Annotated in this window: 14 protein-coding genes; all 14 read left to right on the top strand. The window is 52.2% G+C overall.

The window, feature by feature from the left end:
• Positions 1–345 precede the first annotated feature (345 nt).
• The 14 genes from ACFVVF_RS27695 (at position 346) to ACFVVF_RS27760 (ending at position 19,565) form a co-directional block, all read left to right on the top strand.
• Positions 346–2,523, top strand: a complete 2,178-nt coding sequence (locus ACFVVF_RS27695; RefSeq protein ID WP_387816329.1) for a hypothetical protein — start codon at positions 346–348, stop codon at positions 2,521–2,523.
• A 547-nt stretch (positions 2,524–3,070) separates the two neighbouring features.
• Complete coding sequence (locus tag ACFVVF_RS27700) at positions 3,071–3,811, top strand: FCD domain-containing protein (RefSeq protein ID WP_387816331.1); 741 nt, start codon at positions 3,071–3,073, stop codon at positions 3,809–3,811.
• 30 nt (positions 3,812–3,841) lie between these two features.
• On the top strand, positions 3,842–5,884 hold the full coding sequence (locus ACFVVF_RS27705; protein WP_387816333.1) for a hydantoinase/oxoprolinase family protein: 2,043 nt from the start codon (positions 3,842–3,844) through the stop codon (positions 5,882–5,884).
• A complete protein-coding gene (locus tag ACFVVF_RS27710; RefSeq protein WP_387816334.1) occupies positions 5,881–7,866 on the top strand; it encodes a hydantoinase B/oxoprolinase family protein in 1,986 nt (661 codons plus the stop codon). Before ACFVVF_RS27705 ends, ACFVVF_RS27710 begins: the two co-directional genes overlap by 4 nt.
• Positions 7,867–7,929: 63 nt before the next feature.
• Positions 7,930–9,063, top strand: a complete 1,134-nt coding sequence (locus tag ACFVVF_RS27715) for an ABC transporter substrate-binding protein (protein WP_387816335.1) — start codon at positions 7,930–7,932, stop codon at positions 9,061–9,063.
• A gap of 39 nt (positions 9,064–9,102) precedes the next feature.
• Positions 9,103–10,230 carry an ABC transporter ATP-binding protein gene (locus ACFVVF_RS27720; RefSeq protein WP_387816337.1) on the top strand — a complete coding sequence of 376 codons (1,128 nt, stop codon included), beginning with the start codon at positions 9,103–9,105 and terminating at the stop codon, positions 10,228–10,230.
• Positions 10,227–11,135, top strand: a complete 909-nt coding sequence (locus tag ACFVVF_RS27725; RefSeq protein ID WP_387816339.1) for an ABC transporter permease — start codon at positions 10,227–10,229, stop codon at positions 11,133–11,135. Before ACFVVF_RS27720 ends, ACFVVF_RS27725 begins: the two co-directional genes overlap by 4 nt.
• A 5-nt stretch (positions 11,136–11,140) precedes the next feature.
• A complete protein-coding gene (locus tag ACFVVF_RS27730; protein WP_387816341.1) occupies positions 11,141–11,974 on the top strand; it encodes an ABC transporter permease in 834 nt (277 codons plus the stop codon).
• A 5-nt stretch (positions 11,975–11,979) separates the two neighbouring features.
• A complete protein-coding gene (locus ACFVVF_RS27735) occupies positions 11,980–13,194 on the top strand; it encodes a M24 family metallopeptidase (protein ID WP_387816343.1) in 1,215 nt (404 codons plus the stop codon).
• A gap of 76 nt (positions 13,195–13,270) precedes the next feature.
• Positions 13,271–14,467 (top strand): MFS transporter, encoded by a 1,197-nt coding sequence (locus tag ACFVVF_RS27740; protein ID WP_387816345.1) that lies wholly within the window; start codon positions 13,271–13,273, stop codon positions 14,465–14,467.
• A gap of 255 nt (positions 14,468–14,722) precedes the next feature.
• Positions 14,723–14,956: a hypothetical protein gene (locus ACFVVF_RS27745; RefSeq protein ID WP_387816347.1), complete on the top strand. Its 234-nt coding sequence runs from the start codon at positions 14,723–14,725 to the stop codon at positions 14,954–14,956.
• A gap of 75 nt (positions 14,957–15,031) precedes the next feature.
• On the top strand, positions 15,032–15,490 hold the full coding sequence (locus tag ACFVVF_RS27750) for a GNAT family N-acetyltransferase (RefSeq protein WP_387816348.1): 459 nt from the start codon (positions 15,032–15,034) through the stop codon (positions 15,488–15,490).
• A gap of 246 nt (positions 15,491–15,736) precedes the next feature.
• Positions 15,737–17,020, top strand: a complete 1,284-nt coding sequence (locus ACFVVF_RS27755; protein WP_387816351.1) for a histidine--tRNA ligase — start codon at positions 15,737–15,739, stop codon at positions 17,018–17,020.
• A 202-nt stretch (positions 17,021–17,222) separates the two neighbouring features.
• Positions 17,223–19,565, top strand: a complete 2,343-nt coding sequence (locus tag ACFVVF_RS27760; RefSeq protein ID WP_387816352.1) for a helix-turn-helix domain-containing protein — start codon at positions 17,223–17,225, stop codon at positions 19,563–19,565.
• Positions 19,566–19,580 lie beyond the last annotated feature (15 nt).

Genomic DNA, 19,580 nt, shown 5'->3' on the forward strand with positions numbered 1-19,580 from the left:
TGGGTTATTTATCACCCAATCAATTTGAGTTGAATTATTACAAAAAAGTAAGTTGATACACTTAAGCAGTGTCTACTTTCTTGACAGAGGTCCAATGTGCATTTTGATTGGCCTGAAAAGCCTCAAAAGGGCGAAAATATGAGATTCCAAATGTACTTTTACATTTTGAGCGCTGATTTGGACCATTTGGGGCTCATCAACCTGCACTTTTGCATTTTGTTGCCTGATTAGCACGGGGCACTGGCACTTGAAGCATTGGAGCATCGGAAGATGAAGTGCATGTAAGGGTTACTTTCTGACCGGCACCTTGTTGCCGGTCATTCTTATTAGGAGGAGAGAGAGCATATGGGAGAGCGGAAGTCAGAAATGTGGGGAGTACCGGGCCTTCAGGAGCCTAGAGTGACCGGACAATATACAGAAAGGTCATTCAAATGGAATCAACAGGAGGCTGCTGCGGGCGTATTTGAATGCATCATACAGTTTTCGGACGACAGGCCAGCCGGGAAGAGCGGCAATGGAGCCGTTCAATTGGATTTTGCCATCGAAGGCTGGTCGGTTAAAAATCAGATTATGCTGCCCGGATCGGTATACGGAGGCAACCGGTTTCAGGCACGAAGCATACCTTACCCCCCAATATTTAAGGATGAGGGGGATCTGCGCAAAGATTTGCCGGTAACCGTTACAAATATTGCCCGTTTGAACATTGGGCAGGGAGAGTCCCGATTGGAGCGGGACACCCGGGATTTGTCTACGCCTGCAATCGGCATCTATATGCCGGACAGTCATGTTGGCTGCTGGCTGCTGCTGGAGTCTAATCTGTCTGGCGGCCCGATTGGTATCGTGATTGAGGAAAACGAGGACCGCTCTAGGGCGGTGCTGTCGCTGCAAATTCCGGCAAATGGCGCCACGTCGTTGCTCACACAGGAAGGTCAAGCAGATTCAAGCGGAGAAACAAACGTCCGCCTCCATGCCCATGTGTTCCCGTGTACGAGCGTTACAGAATGGATTGCGCGCTTTGCCCCGATTCGCAAATCATTGGCGAGTGAGCAGCAATTGCCTGCTGCTATCCCCTTTTTCGCGGCATGGGATATTTTGGAGAACAAGTATAACGAAATGAACTGGGAAGATAAGGAGCATTATTACTCCGTTGGCCTTAGAGAGAACCACTTTCAAGATTGGCAATGCGGCTGGGTAGGCGGCGGAATAACGACATATCCATTGATGGCGGCTGGCAGCGTCAAGAGCCGGGAGCGGGCTCGCCGTACGATTGATTTTATGTTCCGTACGCAAACGGAATCGGGGCTGCTGCACGGTATTTATTCGCAGGGGCAGTATCAGGGCGACGGCTTTGACCGGGAGGATGCTTCAAGGTGGCATCTCGTCCGTAAAAGTGGGGACGTATTGTACTTTGCCCTCAAACAAATTGCACTTATCGAGCAGCAGGGCGAAGCAATACCGGATGACTGGAAGGCCGGAGTGAAACGGCTGGCTGACGCCTTCGTCCGCTTGTGGGAGCAGAACGGCCAGTTCGGCCAGTTTGTGGACGTTCACACCGGCGATATTATCGTCGGCGGATCTACCTCCGGAGCCATTGTACCTGCCGGACTTATGCTGGCGGCTGAATACTTCAACGACGAGAAATACGCAGCAGCAGCTCGTGAATCCGCGCGGCTATATGTGGAGAGGGATTTGAGAGCAGGCTATACGACGGGGGGGCCGGGCGAGATTTTGCAATGCCCGGACAGCGAATCGGCATTTGCGCTGCTGGAATCGTTGATCGTGCTCTACGAAATAACGGGCGAACAAGAGTGGCTAACGTCGGCCCGGGAAGCTGCGAGCCTGTGCATGACCTGGTGCGTATCCTATGACTTTCAATGGCCATCCCATGCGGAGTTTGGCCGTCTGGGGATGAAGACCACGGGAACCGTGCTGGCGAACGCCCAGAATCAGCATAGCGCTCCCGGTATTTGCACACTCTCTGGCGATTCCTTGCTGAAGCTGTTCCGTGCGACCGGGGATATGCAGTGGCTGGAGCTGCTGCGCGATGTTGCCCGTACGATTCCACAGTATATGTCCCGTGAAGACCGGCCGATCATGAGCTGGGATGAACCCGGAAGCCGTCTGACTGCCGGATTTGTCAACGAAAGAGTTAATCTGAGCGCCTGGGAAGGGGAGGACAAGGTTGGCGGCGTCTTCAATGGCTCCTGCTGGAGCGAGACGGCGCTTATGCTGACTATTGTCGAGGTGCCGGGGCTCTACGTTCAGCCTGATACCGGCATCTTCGCAGCGATTGATCATATTGGAGCGGAAAGGCTTGCCGATGTGAACGAAGGCGAGCTTTGCTTGCGGCTATGGAACGAGACGGATTTTCCAGCCGCCGTTCATGTCCTCTCTGAAACGTCACTGGAAGCCCGTAAGCCGCTTGGGCAGCAGCATGTACGCTCGTTGCCTGCTCTTGAGCTTGCTCCCGGAGCATCGATCATCGTTCAATTTGGTCAGCGAGGTTTTGAAGTCGTGTCATGAGTAGGATAGCGTTCTGACCGTACCAAAAAGTTTTTGGTGTATTGTCACCGGGATCGGGCGTCTGAGTCTTCGAAGTCTCCAAGCGTTCAGTGAATGTTAAAACCTTCTCATCCTCCACCGTTGTGGAAGATGAGAAGGTTTTTTATTTAGAGGGAATTAGGTAAGCATAAAAAAATGATTGGGAAAAAAAGGAGAATGACAAAAATTGTCGAATTAACACAAAACTCGACAAAGAGAAGGCGGGCATCAAAATAGAGCGGGAGATCTCTTAATGGAGGGGAATAATGACGATTATAGTATTGTGGGCAACAGATATTGGCTGCTGTACGATTGTTTCAAACGTTTCCCATTGTAAGCTAGGCCGGCCAGTTTGAATGAAAGCGGCAAGCTTTCAAAGATATTCGATCAAGCACGGCATTATTCGCACTAATTTGGTGTGAATAGTTGATTATTTGTCGAAAGAGCGATATAATCCGATTAATCATCAATGAGTAACAACGTAAGGCGACATCAAGAATGATACGGATTGCCTGAAAGGATGAGCAGAATGACCTTGGAATTACAGAGCTTGCAGCTGGAGTATGAGCTGCTTAAGGAATTGTTGAACGCCGAAAGCCCTTTGGGGGCAAGTACACTGGTTCACACGCTCGGTAAAAAATATGATTTGAGTCAAGCCACGATCGGCCGGAAGCTGATGGAACTGGACGTGGAGGGCTTTACCGTTCTGGAAGGCCGTAAAGGCCGGATTCTAACGGAGGAAGGTAACAAGCGCATCGCGTATCTGGAAAGAGAGCTGCAGCAGAAAAATGTGAATGTCCGGCTGCTTCAACTGCTGAACAATTCCGGAGAATCCGCATTGCTTGATGTGCTCGTAGCCAGGCGGGCGCTGGAGCGGGAAATCGCTTCTCTGGCTGCGCAGCGGGCAACGAAGGAAGATATTCTTTTGCTGGAGGAATCCATAGCTGCCCAGCTCAAGCTGTTGTCCAAAAATATGATCCCTTACGAGGAAGATCGTGAATTCCACACGATATTGGCTCTTACAGCACGCAATCAGGTGCTTTTCCATGCCGTTCAATTAGTCTGGCAGACGAGCAGAGACTTTATGGAAACCGCCTATATCCGCCGTTCGGTAGGCAGTGAGCTGGTCGTCGATCATCAGCGGATATTGGATGCAATTGCGGCAGGCTCTCCAGAACAGGCGGAAGCGGCAATGGTTACGCATATCAATCAGATGATCGAGGATGTTAAACGTTATTTCGCGATCAAAAATAAAGAGCACCGTATTTAGCAGGTTGCGCAAGGTGGAGGAGTGAGGGAGATGGATGCCATCTACCGGTTAGGCATAGATATTGGCGGTACGTTTACGGATGCCATCGTCACGAATGGCGAAGGCCAGGTTGTCGCTGCACTGAAGACGCCTTCGGTTGCCGATGCGCCTGAGCAGGCTATCTTTCATGCGCTGGAGCAGCTTCAAGACCGCGGAATCGATACGGGCAGCATTGATCTGTTTGTTCACGGTACGACGCTTGGAGTCAACACATTAATTGAAAGAAACGGTGCGGTTACAGGCCTGCTGGTGACGAAAGGCTTCCGGGATGTGCTTGAGATCCGCCGGCTTCGGCTTGAAAATACGACCAACCTGTACGGAGACAAGACGCTTCCGTTAGTTCCGAGGCATCTGGTGAAGGAGGTTGATGAACGGCTGCTTGCGGACGGCAGCGAGCTTCGGCCGCTTATTCCCGAACAATTGCTAAAGGCGGTAGATGAGCTCGTTCAAGAGGGCGTCACCGCGCTGGCTATCAGCTTTCTGCATGCTTATGCGAATGCTGAGCACGAGCGGCAGGCCGAGCAGCTCATTCGCGAGCGTTATCCGCAATTATTCGTTTGCACAAGCAGCGCCATTTGGCCGCAGCAGCGGGAGTTCGAACGAACATTGGCTACGGTTATGAATGCTTATGTAGGTGAAAGAATGGGCTCGTACTTTAACCGGCTGCAAGCTGGAATCGGAAAATATGGCGTGGAAGCGACGCTGCTGTCGACGATGTCTAACGGAGGCATTATGACAGCTGCAAGAGCGGCTGCAGAACCAGTCCGAACACTGCTGTCAGGTCCGGCATCCGGCGTCATCGGCGCAACTCATATTGCGGAGCAGGCAGGGATTTTCCAAGTAGTGACGTTTGATATGGGCGGAACGAGCGTAGATGTTGCCTTGATCGATAAAGAACCGGCGTATTCGACGGAAAATCAAGTGGGCGACTTTCCCGTTATCATTCCGGCGGTAGATGTGACTGCAATTGGCGCCGGCGGAGGCTCCATCGCCTGGGTCGATTCGGTCGGCGTTCTAAAGGTAGGCCCGCGCAGCGCGGGTGCCAAGCCGGGCCCGGCTTGCTACAATCGGGGCGGTGATCAGGCTACAACGACGGATGCGTATCTGCATCTTGGCATTTTGCAAGCAGATCGTTTTCTCGGCGGCCAGATGCAGTTATTTCCCGAATTAGCGGAGCAGGCGCTTAAGCGGCTGGGCGATCAGCTTGAATTGAATGCGACGGAGACCGCACAAGCGATATTGGATGTCGCAACAGCCAACATGTACGCACAGTTCTCGCCGCTGATGGCTCGTAAAGGTGTCGATCCTCGCGATTTTACTCTGCTTGCCTATGGCGGAGCGGGGCCGATGCATGCTTTTCTAATGGCTCGGGAGGTTGGCATTCGCCGGGTTCTCATTCCGCCCTCACCAGGAACGCTTTGCGCTATGGGCTGTACCGTCGCGAATCTGCGCAATGATTTTGTCTATACGCATCATAAGAACAGCAGCGAACTGAAGGCGGGAGAGCTTGCCGGACAATTCGCCGGGCTGGAGCAGCAGGGACGCCGATGGATTGAGGAGGAGATTCGCGGCGGAGTGAAGCCGGAGCGCATTTATGTCATATACAGCGCGGATATGCGCTATGAAGGACAGGCCTTCGATATGGAAGTAACCCTAACGGAAGAAGAAATTAATAACCCTTTACAAGCAACCGCGAAGTTTCATGCCCTCTATGAGACGGTATTTGGCATCAGCCAGCCGGAGGCGGAGGTTATGTTCGTCAATTTACGGGCTACAATCGTCGGTGTACTTCCGAATAAGAGTACGGCCGTCAGTCAGGCGCCAGCCCTTAACGAGAAGCCGATTGAGACTCGAAGAATTACATTTGACGGGCGTCTGTATGAGGCTAGCGTACTGAGCCGTGATCAGCTTTCCGCTGATGCGCGCCTGCCCGGTCCAGCCATCATCGAAGAGTATGATACGACAGTATTCATCCCGCCAGGATACTCGATTTATCGAGATGCGAACGGCAATATAATCGGGGAGGCTGAATGATGATTACCGACAAAGTCTTCCTGGAAATCTTCAACAACCGGATTCAGGCTGCGGTCGAGGAGATGGCTAACGTTGTTCTTCGTACCGGGTTTACCGCTTTTGTCAAAGAAACCGGCGATTTCGGCACCTATTTGCTGTCGCCGGAGGGAGAGACGTTTGGCTCGCCGCTTGATACGGGCTACAACCTGTCGCTGGGCATTCCGGCAGCTGCGGCTATTCAAGCGATCGGTCATTGGCAGGAAGGCGATATTGTCATTTGCAATGATCCCTATACGACTGGGGGAATGGTCACGCATCTTCCGGACATTCATTTGATCAAGCCTTATTTCCATGAGGGCCGGATTATCGCGTTCGGCATGTGCTTTGTCCATTCCTCGGATGTCGGCGGCAAAGTTCCCGGCAGCGTGTCGCCGACCGCTTACGATATTCATATGGAAGGGATACGGATCGCACCGGTCAAGCTGTATGAAGCCGGCCGGCCTAATGAGCAGGTGCTTCGTCTGCTTCTGGACAACAGCCGTATCCCTGAACAAAATCTTGGTGATTTGAAGGCGCTTATGGCGGCGCTGAATCGGGGCGAGACCCGGCTCAAAGAGTTGATCGCCAGGTATGGTGCTCCTCAAGTCGAACAGGGGATCGAGAGCCTGCTGGAGTATGCCGAGCTGAAAGGGCGGGCGATCGTCGCAGATATTCCCGACGGCTCCTATGATTTCTGGGATTACCTGGAGAAAGGGCCGGGAGGCTATCCGATCCGGCTGCGCTGCCGGATGACGATTGCCGGCTCGGACATTCATCTGGACTTTAACGGAACCGATCCGCAGGTACGAGCTTCATTTAATATACCAACGCATAACCAGCAAGGCCATTACATGCTCGTCCCGGCGTTAATCCGTTATTTCCGTACAATCGATCCTACAATTCCGTGGAATTCCGGAATGATTCGGATGGTGAGCAACGATGCCCCGCCGGCTTCCGTTCTCAATCCGGAGCCGATGGCTGCAGTAGGAGCGCGGGCGGCAACTTTTATCCGCGTGATGGACGTTATTACCGGCGCGCTCAGTCAGGCACAGAGCCGCAAGCTGCCCGCAGCGGGAGCAGGCCAGGCGTGCATTGTCATGATGGCGATGACCGATTCCTCGAACGGGAAGAAAAAAGTAGGCGTCATTCAGCCGATATGCGGGGGATCGGGCGCAAGACCGATGAAGGATGGCATTGACGGCATGGACTTCGCTGTCGGGCATTTGCGCAACATTCCGGCAGAAACCGTTGAAGCGGAAATGCCGGTCTTGATCGAGCGTTACGGGCTGCGTGCCGACTCTGCTGGCGCAGGCAAATACCGGGGCGGAAGCGGCATTGATCTTCGTGTCCGGATTCTCAGTCCGGATACCGTAATGACCGCAAGAAATATGGAGCGGATGCAATTCCAGCCCTGGGGCCGTCTTGGCGGCGGTGTCGGCGAACACGGAGAAGCGATCCTGAATGCCGGATTGTCTGATGAATGCGCTCTGGGGCGAATTGATGAGCTACTGCTGCAGCCGGGGGAAACCGTAACCTTTCTATCCCAGGGCGGCGGAGGCTATGGCGATCCCTTCGAAAGAGAGCCTGCTCTCGTACTGAAGGATGTGCAAAGCGGACTGTTGTCAGCCGGCAAAGCACGCGAAAGCTATGGTGTAGAGGTGAAAGGGAATCAGCTCGATGAAGCGTCTACCGCCAGATTGCGGGCTAATCATGTAAGAAGCGAGGCGCCGTTCAGCTTCGGCAGTGCGAGAGAGCAGTTCGAAGCTATGTGGAGCGATGAATTGCAGCTTGCCGTCAACGCCGCTTTGCGCAGCTATCCGGTTTCGCTTCGAGATTTCCTGAAGCGAAAAACGATGGCGGAAATTGAGCATCTCAATCAAGCCGATCAGACAGACCAGCTTGTACCGCCCCATGAAGTCGCAAAGCTGATGGAGCAGCTTCGCCGGGGCATCGAGCTTCGTTAGTCAGGACGCCAGGCTGCAACAATAAATAAAAAACAAACGAACAACCAAGAGGAGAGATCGACTATGTTCACTGGAACACGTAAACGTTCAAATGTATGGCTTACACTTGCGCTCGCCCTGATGCTGGTGCTGTCAGCTTGCGGAGGAGGCACCACCAATAATAGTCCAGCCGTTAATAATCCAGACAATGCCGGAAGCGGCAAGAAGGTTAAATTGACAATGTTTATATGGGCGGGATCGAATCAGGATACTGTTCCGAAAGAAGTAGTAGCCGAGTATGTGAAGAAACATCCAAATGTAGAGGTGACTTTCGAAGAGTCCTCGAACTCCGTTATGTATCCGAAAATGGTAGCAGGCAAGCAAGCCGATCCGAACAACCCGATTGTGAACTTCGGTTACTTTAACGCCGATGCAACAGCTAAAGGCTTGAACGACGATATGTGGGAGCCGCTGGACACCAGCATCGTTACGAATATGAAAGATATTCCGGAGCAATTCCATACATCCGATAACAAAGGCATCGTATGGGGTGTATCGAGTTTTGCCCTGGTTTATAACAAAAACCTGGTGAAGACACCGCCAACAAGCTGGAATGACCTGTGGGACAACAAAGAATTCAAAGGAAAATCGGCGCTTTGGGATTATATGTTCTATTCCTACTTGTCCCCGCTGATTGCCGTTAAAGGCGAAGAGCTGGGAGCATCCTATGAAAATCCCGAGCCTGCCTTCAAGTTCTGGGCGGAGCACAGCGACCAGATCGGTACGCTCGTTACGTCCAATGATCAGTTGAAAGGCTTGCTCGATTCCGGCGATGCCCTCATCGCGCCATTCAGCGCGCAAGTTGCGCAGACGTGGATCGACGGCGGTTCGCCGCTTGCAGTTGCTTATCCGAAGGAAGGCGCGATATCCTTCCCGTATTCTTTGCAAGTTGTAAAAGGCTCGACGCCGGAGCAGCAAAAGGCTGCCAACGAGATCATTAATGAACTGCTTAGCGCAGAGGCGTTGTCCCGCTATGCCGAAGTGACAGGAACGCCTGTTACGAGCACGGCTGCGGCAGTTCCGGATAAATACAAAAACGACCCTTCCTTCTCTGTCGAGGAGCAAAGCAAAGGAATTAATCCGGACTGGGACGCACTTGCCAAGAACAGCTCCGCTTGGAAAGAGCAGTGGGACCGTCTTGTGAAAACAAAGCTGTAAGCCGGCTGGCTGTGCAGTAACAGATAGGAGGAGAGCACGATGAGCGACGGGCAGGGTACTATAGCGATAGAAACGCGGAATGCTGTAAAGCGTTACGCGGGAAATACTGCCGTTGATCAGGTGACGTTGCAAGTGAAGCGGGGAGAGTTCGTATCGCTGCTGGGGCCAAGCGGCTGCGGCAAAACGACGCTGCTCCGGCTGCTCGGCGGCCTCGAGCAGCCGGACGAGGGGACGGTACTGCTGTCTGGCAAGGATGTCTCGGGCATTCCGGCTTACGGAAGGAATTCGAATATGATCTTCCAACAGCTTGCGCTGTTTCCTCATATGGATGTCTACAACAACATCGCCTACGGCTTGAAAGTGAGAAAGGTTGCAAAAGCGGACATTAAACGGCGCGTTCATGAAATGCTGGAGCTGGTGCAGCTCGGGGATTACGGCCGCCGTTCCGTCTCCCAACTGTCCGGGGGCCAAGCGCAGCGCGTAGCGATTGCACGCGCTCTGATCAACAAGCCCGAGGTGCTGCTGCTGGACGAGCCGTTATCGGCGCTGGATATGCAGCTTCGCCTCGATATGCAGCGCGAGCTGAAACGGATTCAGCGCGAATTTGGCGGCACCTTTATTTTCGTCACGCATGACCAAAGCGAGGCCATGAATATGTCCGACCGGATTGGCGTGATGAGAGGCGGGAAGCTGCTTCAATACGCTGCGCCGGACGAAATTTACGAACGCCCTGCCGACAGCTTTGTCGCTAAATTTATAGGCGATACCAACTTGCTTCCGGTGAAAGTGCTGGAAACCGGGCAAGATCACGTTCGTGTTGCTTGCTTCGCCAGCACACTCCAAATCCGGCAGTCGAGGGAGGCCTCGCCTTCCCGTTCAGGCAGCTTGCTTGCGCTTTCTATCCGATATGAGTACGTCAGACTCGGTGAAGCGGCAAGTCATATGGCAAACCGCTTGGAGGGCAAGGTAATCGAGAGCGTCTACGGCGGTGCCAGCATACGGTACACGCTAGATATCGGCGGACGATTCCAACTCCAGGCAAGTGTGCTTTATCAGCGTGGTGACATCCGATATAACGTTGGCGATACGCTGCAAATTGGCTTCAATCCCGAGGATGGACTGCTCCTGAATGATGAATCTTCTGGGAGCATGGGGGCCGCTCTATGATGCGGGCAGCCAGCCGGATTGTCGGATTGTTCACCTACGGGAACCGACCTTGGGCCGCTCAACTGCTGCTGCTGTTGCCCGCCATCGCATTAATGGGTGTTGTTTATCTTGGAGGCCTGCTTATTTTTGGACGCTACAGCTTTGATCTGTACGACAACGGAAGCTTGATACGTGATTGGAACGGGCAGGCTTATCGGGCTTTCCTGACTGACCCATACTATTGGACGCTGATCGGAACAACATTTCGCGTCGCGGCCAAGGTAACGTTCTGGAGCCTGCTGCTTGCTTATCCGCTGGCCTACTGCATGGCTGGTCTGCGACGGCCCGGACTGAAGCAAACGCTGCTGTTGCTAACGTTTCTTCCGCTGCTGGTCAGCGCCGTCGTAAGATCCTACGGCTGGCAATTGCTGCTTTCCCGCCAAGGCTTTATGAACTGGTTGTTTATCCATCTGGGGTTGACCGATCACGGATTCAATATGATGTACAACGAGACCGGCGTCGTCATCGCTCTGGTGCATATCTTTTTGCCGTTCATGGTATTCCCGCTGCTGAATGTGCTCTCGCAAAGCGACAATCAATTAAAGGCTGCCGCCCATGATCTGGGGGCAGGCAAATGGCGCACATTCTTCACCATTACATTCCCCTTGTCGGCGAGGGGAATTGCGAGCGGCGTACAAATCGTATTTACGCTTTGCCTGACGGCCTTTACGACACCGCAGCTGATAGGCGGAGGGCGGGTTATGACGCTTCCTGTATTTATTTATCAGCGGACGCTGGACACCAACTGGCCGATGGCGGCCGTAGCCAGTATCTTTCTGTTCGTCTCCTCGATCGCGGTATCGCTCATTGTCAATAAGGGTGCGGATTGGCTTATGTTCCGCCGCGCCCGGCAGGGGAGGATATAACAACGATGCCTAAGAAAACAGTTGATTTCAAGTGGCTCCTCTATGTTTTCGTCGGAGCAGTCGGCCTGTATTTGCTTTTGCCGCTGCTGATGATTATTATGACCTCGATAAGCATGGGGGCCGCCACGAAATTTCCGCCGGAGGGGCTGACGCTGGAGTGGTATGGCAAGCTCGCGGATCACAAGCAATTTCTGCAAGCCTTTCTGAACAGCATCGCCGCTTCGGCAGGCGCCGTGACATTGGCATTAGTCGCCGGCACCTTGGCTGCTTTGGCGATTATACAATATCCGTTCCGGGGGAGCGGCGTGCTGCGCGCCTTCTTCATGTCGCCAATGGTTATGCCGAAAATTACACTCGGCGTCGCTTATTTAATTTTATTTTCCAAAATGCACATTGCCGGAGGGCTTTTTGCACTGATTTTAGGCGAGGCCGTCATCGTATTGCCGTTCGTCCTGTCTATTGTAGGGAGTGCTATGGCTAATCTGAATGCGGCGCACCGCGAAGCTGCAGCAGATCTTGGGGCAGGTCCGCTTCGCATTTTTTTCACGGTTACGCTGCCTCAGCTGCGCCTCTCCTTGCTATTGGCCGGGTCGATTGCCTTCGTATTTACATTTGATCAGGTGGAGACTGCGCTGCTTATATTGCGGCAGGGCAGCTATACGCTGCCGATCCAGCTCTTTCTGTATATGGAGAAATGGCAGGATCCGACCGTTGCCGTCGTCTCTGTTGTGCTTATCGCATTTGCCCTGACGTTGTTTTTGGCCATTAAGCTTATTATTCGTTCGGCGCCCGGTATAGACAGCTTGCTTGGCGGCGGGCAGAACAAAAGGAGGTCATGAATGCCATGAATGATCTTGCCTCACTTGGAGAATCGGGGGTAAACCGGCCGCGCGCGGAAGAGCTGATGGCCGCAGCAGGTGTGGAAGCTATAGTAGCGACTACGCCTGAAAATGTACATTATGTGCTGGGCTCATCGCTCCGCGCGACCAATTGGACGATGCAGATTTATGCGCTGCTGCCGCGGGACTCAAGCTTGCGCCCATGCCTCATTATTCCGACCAACCGGCTTGGCGTCATCGCGCAGATGGGTATTACGAGCGCTGATTTATATGTATACAGCGACTTTTTCGTAGAAGGGTCTGTGGAGGGCAAGCCGTCTACGCCTGATATCGATCTGTTCTATTCCTTGCTTCAGAGCGTGAATACGTACGCTGGACCCGTCGAAGCTTTAGAGGCTGCAGCAGCGGATTTGGGGCTTAAGGGTCAACCTATTGGCGTTGATGAGATGAGAATGACACCGGATCTTCTGAGCCGGTTTGCCGAAGGTCTTCCTGGAGGAGAAGCGCTGCCGGCTTATAAGCTGTTCCGGCAAATTCGACAGATCAAGACGCCATTTGAATTAGAGCGATTGAGGCGTTCGGCTGCGCTTAATGAGAGCATCGAACAGCAGCTGATCGATCTGATCGCGGCTGGTGTTCATGAACGGGAGCTTGCTGAGCATTACCGGCTTAGCGTTATGAAGGGCAGCGGCACACCTGCTATGACGGCGGTAGGCGCGGGACCTCGCAGTGCGCTGCCGCTGATCGAGAACTATTTCCGCACTATTGAAGCGGGCGATCAAGTCCGCTTCGACTTATGCATGCAGCTGGACGGTTATTGGGGAGATACAGGCCGGACTGCGGTGCTCGGAGAGCCGACGGCTTGGATGACCCGTCACTTTGCTGCCGTATTAAGCGGCTGGAGAGAGGCGCTGGATCTCATTCGCCCGGGAGTCAAAGCATCGGAGGTATTTCAAGCGGCCGTCGCCAGAGTGCAGAAGGAAGGCATTCCCCATTACCGGCGTCAGCATGTCGGGCATGCCATCGGTTTGGAGCTGTACGATGATATTACGTTAGCCCCTGGCGATCACCGCATGCTGGAACCTGGAATGGTGCTCTGCGTGGAAGTGCCTTATTATGAGCTGGGCGCCGGCGGTTTTCAGATTGAAGATACCGTTGTCGTGACGGCTGACGGCTTTGAATTTCTAACGCACATGGAGCGGAAGCTATTCGTTAAATAAATGGGCGGGTTCCGGTCAACCGGTCCCGGTCCTGCCAGGGCAGCCGGAGCTTGCTCAGTGAAGAAGGTTGGAGGAAATGCGGATTCAACAAGGTACAAAGTCTTTCCGCAATGTTAGCTTTGCACTGTTTGCGGGCGGATTCGTCACATTTGCCTTATTATACAGCTTGCAGCCGTTAATGCCTGAGATGACGGCCGCATTTGATATTACACCGACGCAATCCAGCTTGACTTTGTCGGTAACTACGGTTTCCATGGCATTAACGATGCTGTTTATCGGCTCATTGTCCGATGCGCTTGGCCGAAGATCAATCATGACGGCCTCGCTTATTGCAGCATCTGTTATTTCCATCCTTTCGGCATTTAGCCCTCATTTTCCGGTGCTGCTGCTTTTGCGTATTTTGCAGGGCGTCGCGCTCGCTGGACTGCCGGCTATTGCGATGACCTATCTGGTGGAAGAAATTGACTCCAGAAGTTTAGGCTATGCAATGGGGCTGTACATCAGCGGCAATTCCATCGGTGGAATGGCGGGCAGAATGATAAGCGGCCTGCTGACGGACTGGTTCGGCTGGCGTGCAGCTATAGGCGGCATGGGGGCGGTTGGTCTGGCCGCCGCGTTGTTTTTTTTCGTAACGATTCCTCCGTCCCGTCATTTCATCAAACAGAACGCCAAGCTGAACCGGGTCATCCCGCTGCTGTGGTCACAATGCCGCAATCCCCGACTGCTCTGTCTGTATGGACTTGGTTTTTTGCTGATGGGCAGCTTTGTCACGCTGTTTAATTACATTGGCTTTGAACTAACCGGCGAACCGTTTCATCTAAGCCAATCGATCGTGGGCAGCATCTTTGTCGTCTATTTGATGGGCACATTCAGCTCTACCTGGATGGGCAGACTCGCTGACCGTTACGGGCGGACTGGGGTCATCATCCTTGCCCTTGCCATTATACTGGCAGGTGCCGTACTTACTCTTCATCCTCACTTAGGGGTGAAGATCGCCGGGTTGGCGCTGTTTGCCTTCGGCTTTTTCGGCGGCCATTCCATTGCCAGCAGCTGGGTCGGATTGGTGGGCGACGCCCATAAGTCGCAAGCCAACGCCTTATATCTGTTTTTCTACTATGTAGGTTCCAGCGTTAGCGGTACGGGCGGCGGCTTGCTGTACGGGCAGCTAGGCTGGATCGGCATCGTTGGCATGATTGGGGCTTATGTGGCTATCAGTGTCGTGCTGTGCTATTTTCTTTGGTATAAGGGGAAAATGGCCGTGCGGCCTTCTTGAAGCGCAAAGTCATTTGATGAACAAGAAACCTCAGAGAAACATTCTCTGGGGTTTTTCGTTATACAAACGAACGGAGGCTATTTTCTAGGACCATTGACCGCCTTTGTTCCCTTTTACAATTTAAGACAATCTTAAGAATTACTTTAAGTAATGTACAGGTTGTGGTTGCTATACTATTGTGGAGATGCACAATACGTTAGGCAGTAGGTGAGAACGGATATGAACGGGAATGCAATGACACTTGAAGATCGAGCCGTGAATAAGATCGAAATTCTTCGCGATTATGAGCAATACTGCTACCAGATCGCATACTACTTAGTACAGGATGAAGCGGCAGCAGCGGCTGCGACATGCAATACCTTGCTCTCGATATATGCGAATGAAGCCTTTTTCACGTCCACACAAGCCGGGCAGCAGGAAGCAGTCAAGCAGGCTGCAATGAGAGAGGCGCTTCAAGCCTTCAAAAAAAGCCGTGCGGAGCTTAATTGATAAATAATATCAATTGAATTAAAATGTAACAAAACGCTGTCCGTCCTATGGGAGTTAACAGAGAAGGGGGCGAATATGATGATAAGTCAAGTCGTCGCTTTAAAACCGATAACCGAGCAAAACCGGGAGCTATGCATCGGGCTAAAACCTCGGGAAGATCAAATGAATTTTGTTGCACCTAACTTGCATTCGTTAGAAAAGGCTGAGGCAGAACCTTCTTCCAGGCCTTATGGCATTTATGCAGGAGAGATGATGGTCGGTTTTACTCTTTTTGACGAAGAACCCTATCCGGAAGACGGATTTTATTGGATTGTGAGATTCATGATTGATGAAAGATATCAGGGCAGAGGATACGGAAAAGCGGCGTTGAACGAAATTATTAGCAAAATTCGAGATGGCCGTGAGCAAGCATCTATTCGCATTTCTCATGTGCCTCAGAACGTGGTCGTCAATAAATTATACAAAGATTTAGGCTTTATCGAGACCGGAGAAATAATCGGCGGCGAAATCGTGCTTGATCTGTTGCATCGTTAGCCGCATATGTTATAATCAATTTTATTTCAATGCAACGATTCGATTTGAAGGGGTTAACGACATGAATTTCATCATGCAAAATCAACTTCATCATCATCACAAACAGCGTTAGCACACCTGTCGAACATTTCAGGGTGGGCTAACGCACTTCGCGTTGGCCTCCCTGCCGCATATGGAGCGCGCAGGACCAAGAGGTCCTGCGCGTTTTTTATTTTTCTATTACAAAAAAAGAGAGGGATGAGTGTCATGCAAAATGTGAAGGGAACCTATGATTTTTTCGGAGCCGAGCAGGCGCTTCGGAGCAAAGTGCAATCCGTGCTGCAAGAGGTGTTTGAGCTGTATGATTACGGCAGAATGGAATCGACGATCTTAAATGAACTGGACTTGCTTGCTTCCAAGTACGCGGGCGGCGACGAAATTATGAAGGAAATGTACCAGTTGACGGATCAAGGCAAGCGGAGCTTAGGTCTTCGTTATGATCTGACAATTCCGTTCTCCAAGGTGGTGGCTTGGAACCCGGGAATTGAACTGCCGTTCAGAAGATATGAAATCGGAAAGGTATTTCGGGACGGACCGGTCAAAAAAGGACGGCTGCGGGAGTTTCTGCAATGCGACGTAGACGTGGTTGGCATTGAAGGTCCGGAGGCTGAAGCCGAACTGATCCTCATAGCGGTTGAGGCGTTCAAACGATTGGAAATCCCCATTGTGCTGAAATGGAATAACCGGCGCTTTCTGGGAGAACTGCTGGAAGCGGCTGGCGTTGCGGAGGATCAGAAGCTGTCCGTTATGCTCACGCTCGACAAAATCGAGAAGATTGGCATAGGAGCGCTCATCGAGGAGCTGCGAGATAAAGGAATAAGTGAAACGGCAATCGGCGCAATTTCCGAGCTTGCTGTAATGGAGGAGCCATCCTTCCAGCGCTTGTCGGGCTTATACGGCCTCGAAAATTCGAGAGGTTCAATGGAAGTACAAGCGCTTCAGCAATTGCTGGACAAACTCGGGCTGGGCCAAACCTGCCGGTTCGATCCCTTCCTGTCTCGCGGTCTTTCCTTCTATACGGGGACTGTATACGAAATTTTTGATGCGGAGCAGCGCTACGGTTCCAGTCTTGGCGGAGGGGGACGGTACGATGCGATTATAGGCAAGCTGGCTGGCAGGGAGGATATTCAATATCCGACTGCAGGCATCTCATTCGGCATGGAATCGATCATGGAGATGCTTAAGGAACGGCCGGTTCAATTACCGCTGCCGCTGGCTGCCGTAATCCCGATCGGTGACACAATGGCAGAAGCTTTAAAGGCAGCAGCCGAGCTTCGAGCCAGCGGTATCCGTACAAGCGTTGAGATGGGCAAGCGGAAGCTGAAAAAAGCGCTGGCCTCCGCTGCATCCAAGGGCATCCGGTATGTCATCTTAGTCGGCAGCGAAGAAGCGGAAGCCGGTATACTGCGGCTGAAGGATATGAGCGCGGTGAGCGAAACGCTAATGAGCGTGCAGGAAGCGATTGCGGTTATAGGCAAAGAGAACGGGTAAACGTTAATAGGAGTACTGCGCGGCATCGCCTGCTGCGCAGTCTTTTTTTCGTTCTGTCCCGTGCATATCTTATAAACGGTTCATGGATCGAATGAAAGGATAATCTCTAGTCGTTTGTAATATTGGTATACTTAAACAATCTTAGAGACAGAGGCAATCGTATATCACTTGCATGGAAAGCGGAGGAAGCCGGATGCGTACGATGAGTAAGCACAAATGGGAATGGTTTAGATTAAACGGGGCATGGTCAGCGTTATTCTGGTCGTATATTGCGATTCTTCTATTATTGATCGTAATTGGAAGCCTGCTGTATTGGCGCGCCAAGGATGTGGTAGAAACGGCAGTTGAACACACGAATTCGGCAATGCTGGGGCAGCTGCGGGAGCTGGCTGACGGGCAATTGCAAATGATTGAACAGCTGGAGCAGCAGGTCGCTAGCCATCCTAAGCTGATGCAGCTGATGAGAAGCAAACTTCCATTGTCGGACAAGGATCAATACGCCATGATCGAGGTGGCCGACGATTTGAAGCGGTATAAGCAATTGACGCCTTTTATTTACGACTATTATATTTACTTGCCTAAGCTCGGGACGATGCTTGGCCCCGGTGTGAAGACGACGCCTGACATTTTGTTTGGCCAAGTGGACCGGTTCGAAGGCATAACGGCAGAGGACTGGATGAACAGGTTTCAGAACGGCTATCATTTCCGTACGTTTGAACCGGCGCTGCAGGCGAGCAACAGCTTCGGAGAGGATCGCCGCATTCTTGGTTATATGCAGACGCTGCCGCTTGTCGACCGTTCTAAGCAGCTGGCAACCTTATTCATAATGATTAATGACGAGCAGCTGGGGAATATGTTCAAGGGCCTTGCTGAGGCGGGCAAAGGACAAATCTATATCGTTGATGCCGACAATCGGATTATTAGTGCAACGACAGAACAACGAGACGTTTTGCCGTTCAGCTATGCGGACATGGCAGGCGATCAAGGAAAGCTGTCGGCCAAGCGAAGCGGCGAAGATACGGTTATTTCCTATGCCACATCGAGCGTCTACGGCTGGAAGTATGTATTGGAGGTTCCTCGCACTGTATTTCTGGCAGAGGTGAATGAAGTGAGAAGCTGGGCCTTGCTGTTATTTGTATTGGCAGCGTTTTCAGGGGCGGTTGTATCCGGATATTTGGCTTTTCGGAACTACAGGCCGATTCGTGATCTTGTAACAGCCGTTTCCGGCAATAGCGCTGGCGTCGTCTCCCCAGGTAAGCAAGGGCCAATCGAATATGAGTTTATTCGCACATCGATTCAAACCGCCCGATTAACAGAGACGGAGCTGCGGGGCAGATTGTCACAGCAGACGCCAATTATTCGGATTCATTTTTTAAGCCGCTTCATTAGAGGTTATGCCGAACCTCATGAATTGCTGGAGCAGTCGCTGCAGTTTATGGGCATCCGTTTCGTCTCGGAAAGCTTTGCCGTAATGCTGATTGATGTGGAGGATATGAGCGCTTTTGCAGCTGAAAATGATGAAAAAGAACGGCTTTTCGTCAACTTCGTCATCTCCAATATTGCATCCGATCTGGCTAATGAACGGTACATGGCGTATACAACGGAGCTTGATCCGGGAAGAGTGGCTCTTATGATCAATTTCTTTGAAGCGGATGACATTCAGAATGCAAGCGGACTTGCAGCTATCGCGGAACAGCTTGATCAAGTGCTGCGCCAGCGGTTCCGTCTGCGTGTTGCCATTGGCGTTAGCTCCCTCGTTCATGATCGCCATGATATTGGCGAGGCGTTCCGCGATGCTCTGAAGCGGCTGGACGAAAACCGGAAGAGCCATGCCGAGCAACTCGAGGCGAATCAGCTGCCGGAGCAGATACCGGCCTATTATTTTCCGCTCGATATTGAGCAGCAGTTGACCAACTACGTAAAGTCCGGTGAAGAAGAGAAAACCGAACAGCTGCTGAATGCGCTGTACACTGACCATGATACGGGGGAAGGCACCCGATCAGTGATCATCTCTTATTTTCTCATGCATCTGTCCTCGACGCTGTTCCGTATCGTCCAGACGACGCCGAGGGCTGAGCCGGATATGGCATTACGGTTATTGAGAAATCAAGGGGACAGCATGCAGGATGCGCATCGCCAGTTTCTGGAGCTGAAAGCGGACTACCAGGCCGTATGCCGTCATTGGAAGGAGGGCCGGAGCGATCAGGGAAGCCGTATGCTGGATACGATTCAGCGGATCGTACAGGAGCGCTTTGGTCAAAACATGCTTAGCGTAGGCCTGATTGCAGACGAGCTTGGTATTACACAGCCGTATTTGTCTTCCTTCTATAAGAAAGCAACGGGGCGCACCATACTGGAATTTATATCGGAGGTTCGGCTGCGCGAGGCGAAAAGACTGCTGTCGGAAACGGAGTCCACGGTTGCGCAAATTGCTTTGGTCGTCGGCTACTCGAATGATATCGGCTTTATCCGTTTTTTCAAGAAGCATGAAGGCATTACACCGGGACAATACCGGGTAAACAAACATACGGAACATCCATCTTAAAAGTAGATAGCCGCG

Origin of the sequence: Paenibacillus sp. NPDC058174, from assembly GCF_042883865.1 — a bacterium.
GTDB lineage: Bacteria > Bacillota > Bacilli > Paenibacillales > Paenibacillaceae > Pristimantibacillus.

What these genes read in the sequence shown, in the direction of transcription:
- ACFVVF_RS27740 (WP_387816345.1), top strand. Translation starts at nt 13,271, where the DNA reads ATGCGGATTCAACAAGGTACAAAGTCTTTCCGCAATGTTAGCTTTGCA.
- ACFVVF_RS27730 (WP_387816341.1), top strand. Translation starts at nt 11,141, where the DNA reads ATGCCTAAGAAAACAGTTGATTTCAAGTGGCTCCTCTATGTTTTCGTC.
- ACFVVF_RS27755 (WP_387816351.1), top strand. Translation starts at nt 15,737, where the DNA reads ATGCAAAATGTGAAGGGAACCTATGATTTTTTCGGAGCCGAGCAGGCG.
- ACFVVF_RS27700 (WP_387816331.1), top strand. Translation starts at nt 3,071, where the DNA reads ATGACCTTGGAATTACAGAGCTTGCAGCTGGAGTATGAGCTGCTTAAG.
- ACFVVF_RS27725 (WP_387816339.1), top strand. Translation starts at nt 10,227, where the DNA reads ATGATGCGGGCAGCCAGCCGGATTGTCGGATTGTTCACCTACGGGAAC.
- ACFVVF_RS27760 (WP_387816352.1), top strand. Translation starts at nt 17,223, where the DNA reads ATGAGTAAGCACAAATGGGAATGGTTTAGATTAAACGGGGCATGGTCA.
- ACFVVF_RS27710 (WP_387816334.1), top strand. Translation starts at nt 5,881, where the DNA reads ATGATGATTACCGACAAAGTCTTCCTGGAAATCTTCAACAACCGGATT.
- ACFVVF_RS27720 (WP_387816337.1), top strand. Translation starts at nt 9,103, where the DNA reads ATGAGCGACGGGCAGGGTACTATAGCGATAGAAACGCGGAATGCTGTA.
- ACFVVF_RS27735 (WP_387816343.1), top strand. Translation starts at nt 11,980, where the DNA reads ATGAATGATCTTGCCTCACTTGGAGAATCGGGGGTAAACCGGCCGCGC.
- ACFVVF_RS27715 (WP_387816335.1), top strand. Translation starts at nt 7,930, where the DNA reads ATGTTCACTGGAACACGTAAACGTTCAAATGTATGGCTTACACTTGCG.
- ACFVVF_RS27750 (WP_387816348.1), top strand. Translation starts at nt 15,032, where the DNA reads ATGATGATAAGTCAAGTCGTCGCTTTAAAACCGATAACCGAGCAAAAC.
- ACFVVF_RS27695 (WP_387816329.1), top strand. Translation starts at nt 346, where the DNA reads ATGGGAGAGCGGAAGTCAGAAATGTGGGGAGTACCGGGCCTTCAGGAG.
- ACFVVF_RS27705 (WP_387816333.1), top strand. Translation starts at nt 3,842, where the DNA reads ATGGATGCCATCTACCGGTTAGGCATAGATATTGGCGGTACGTTTACG.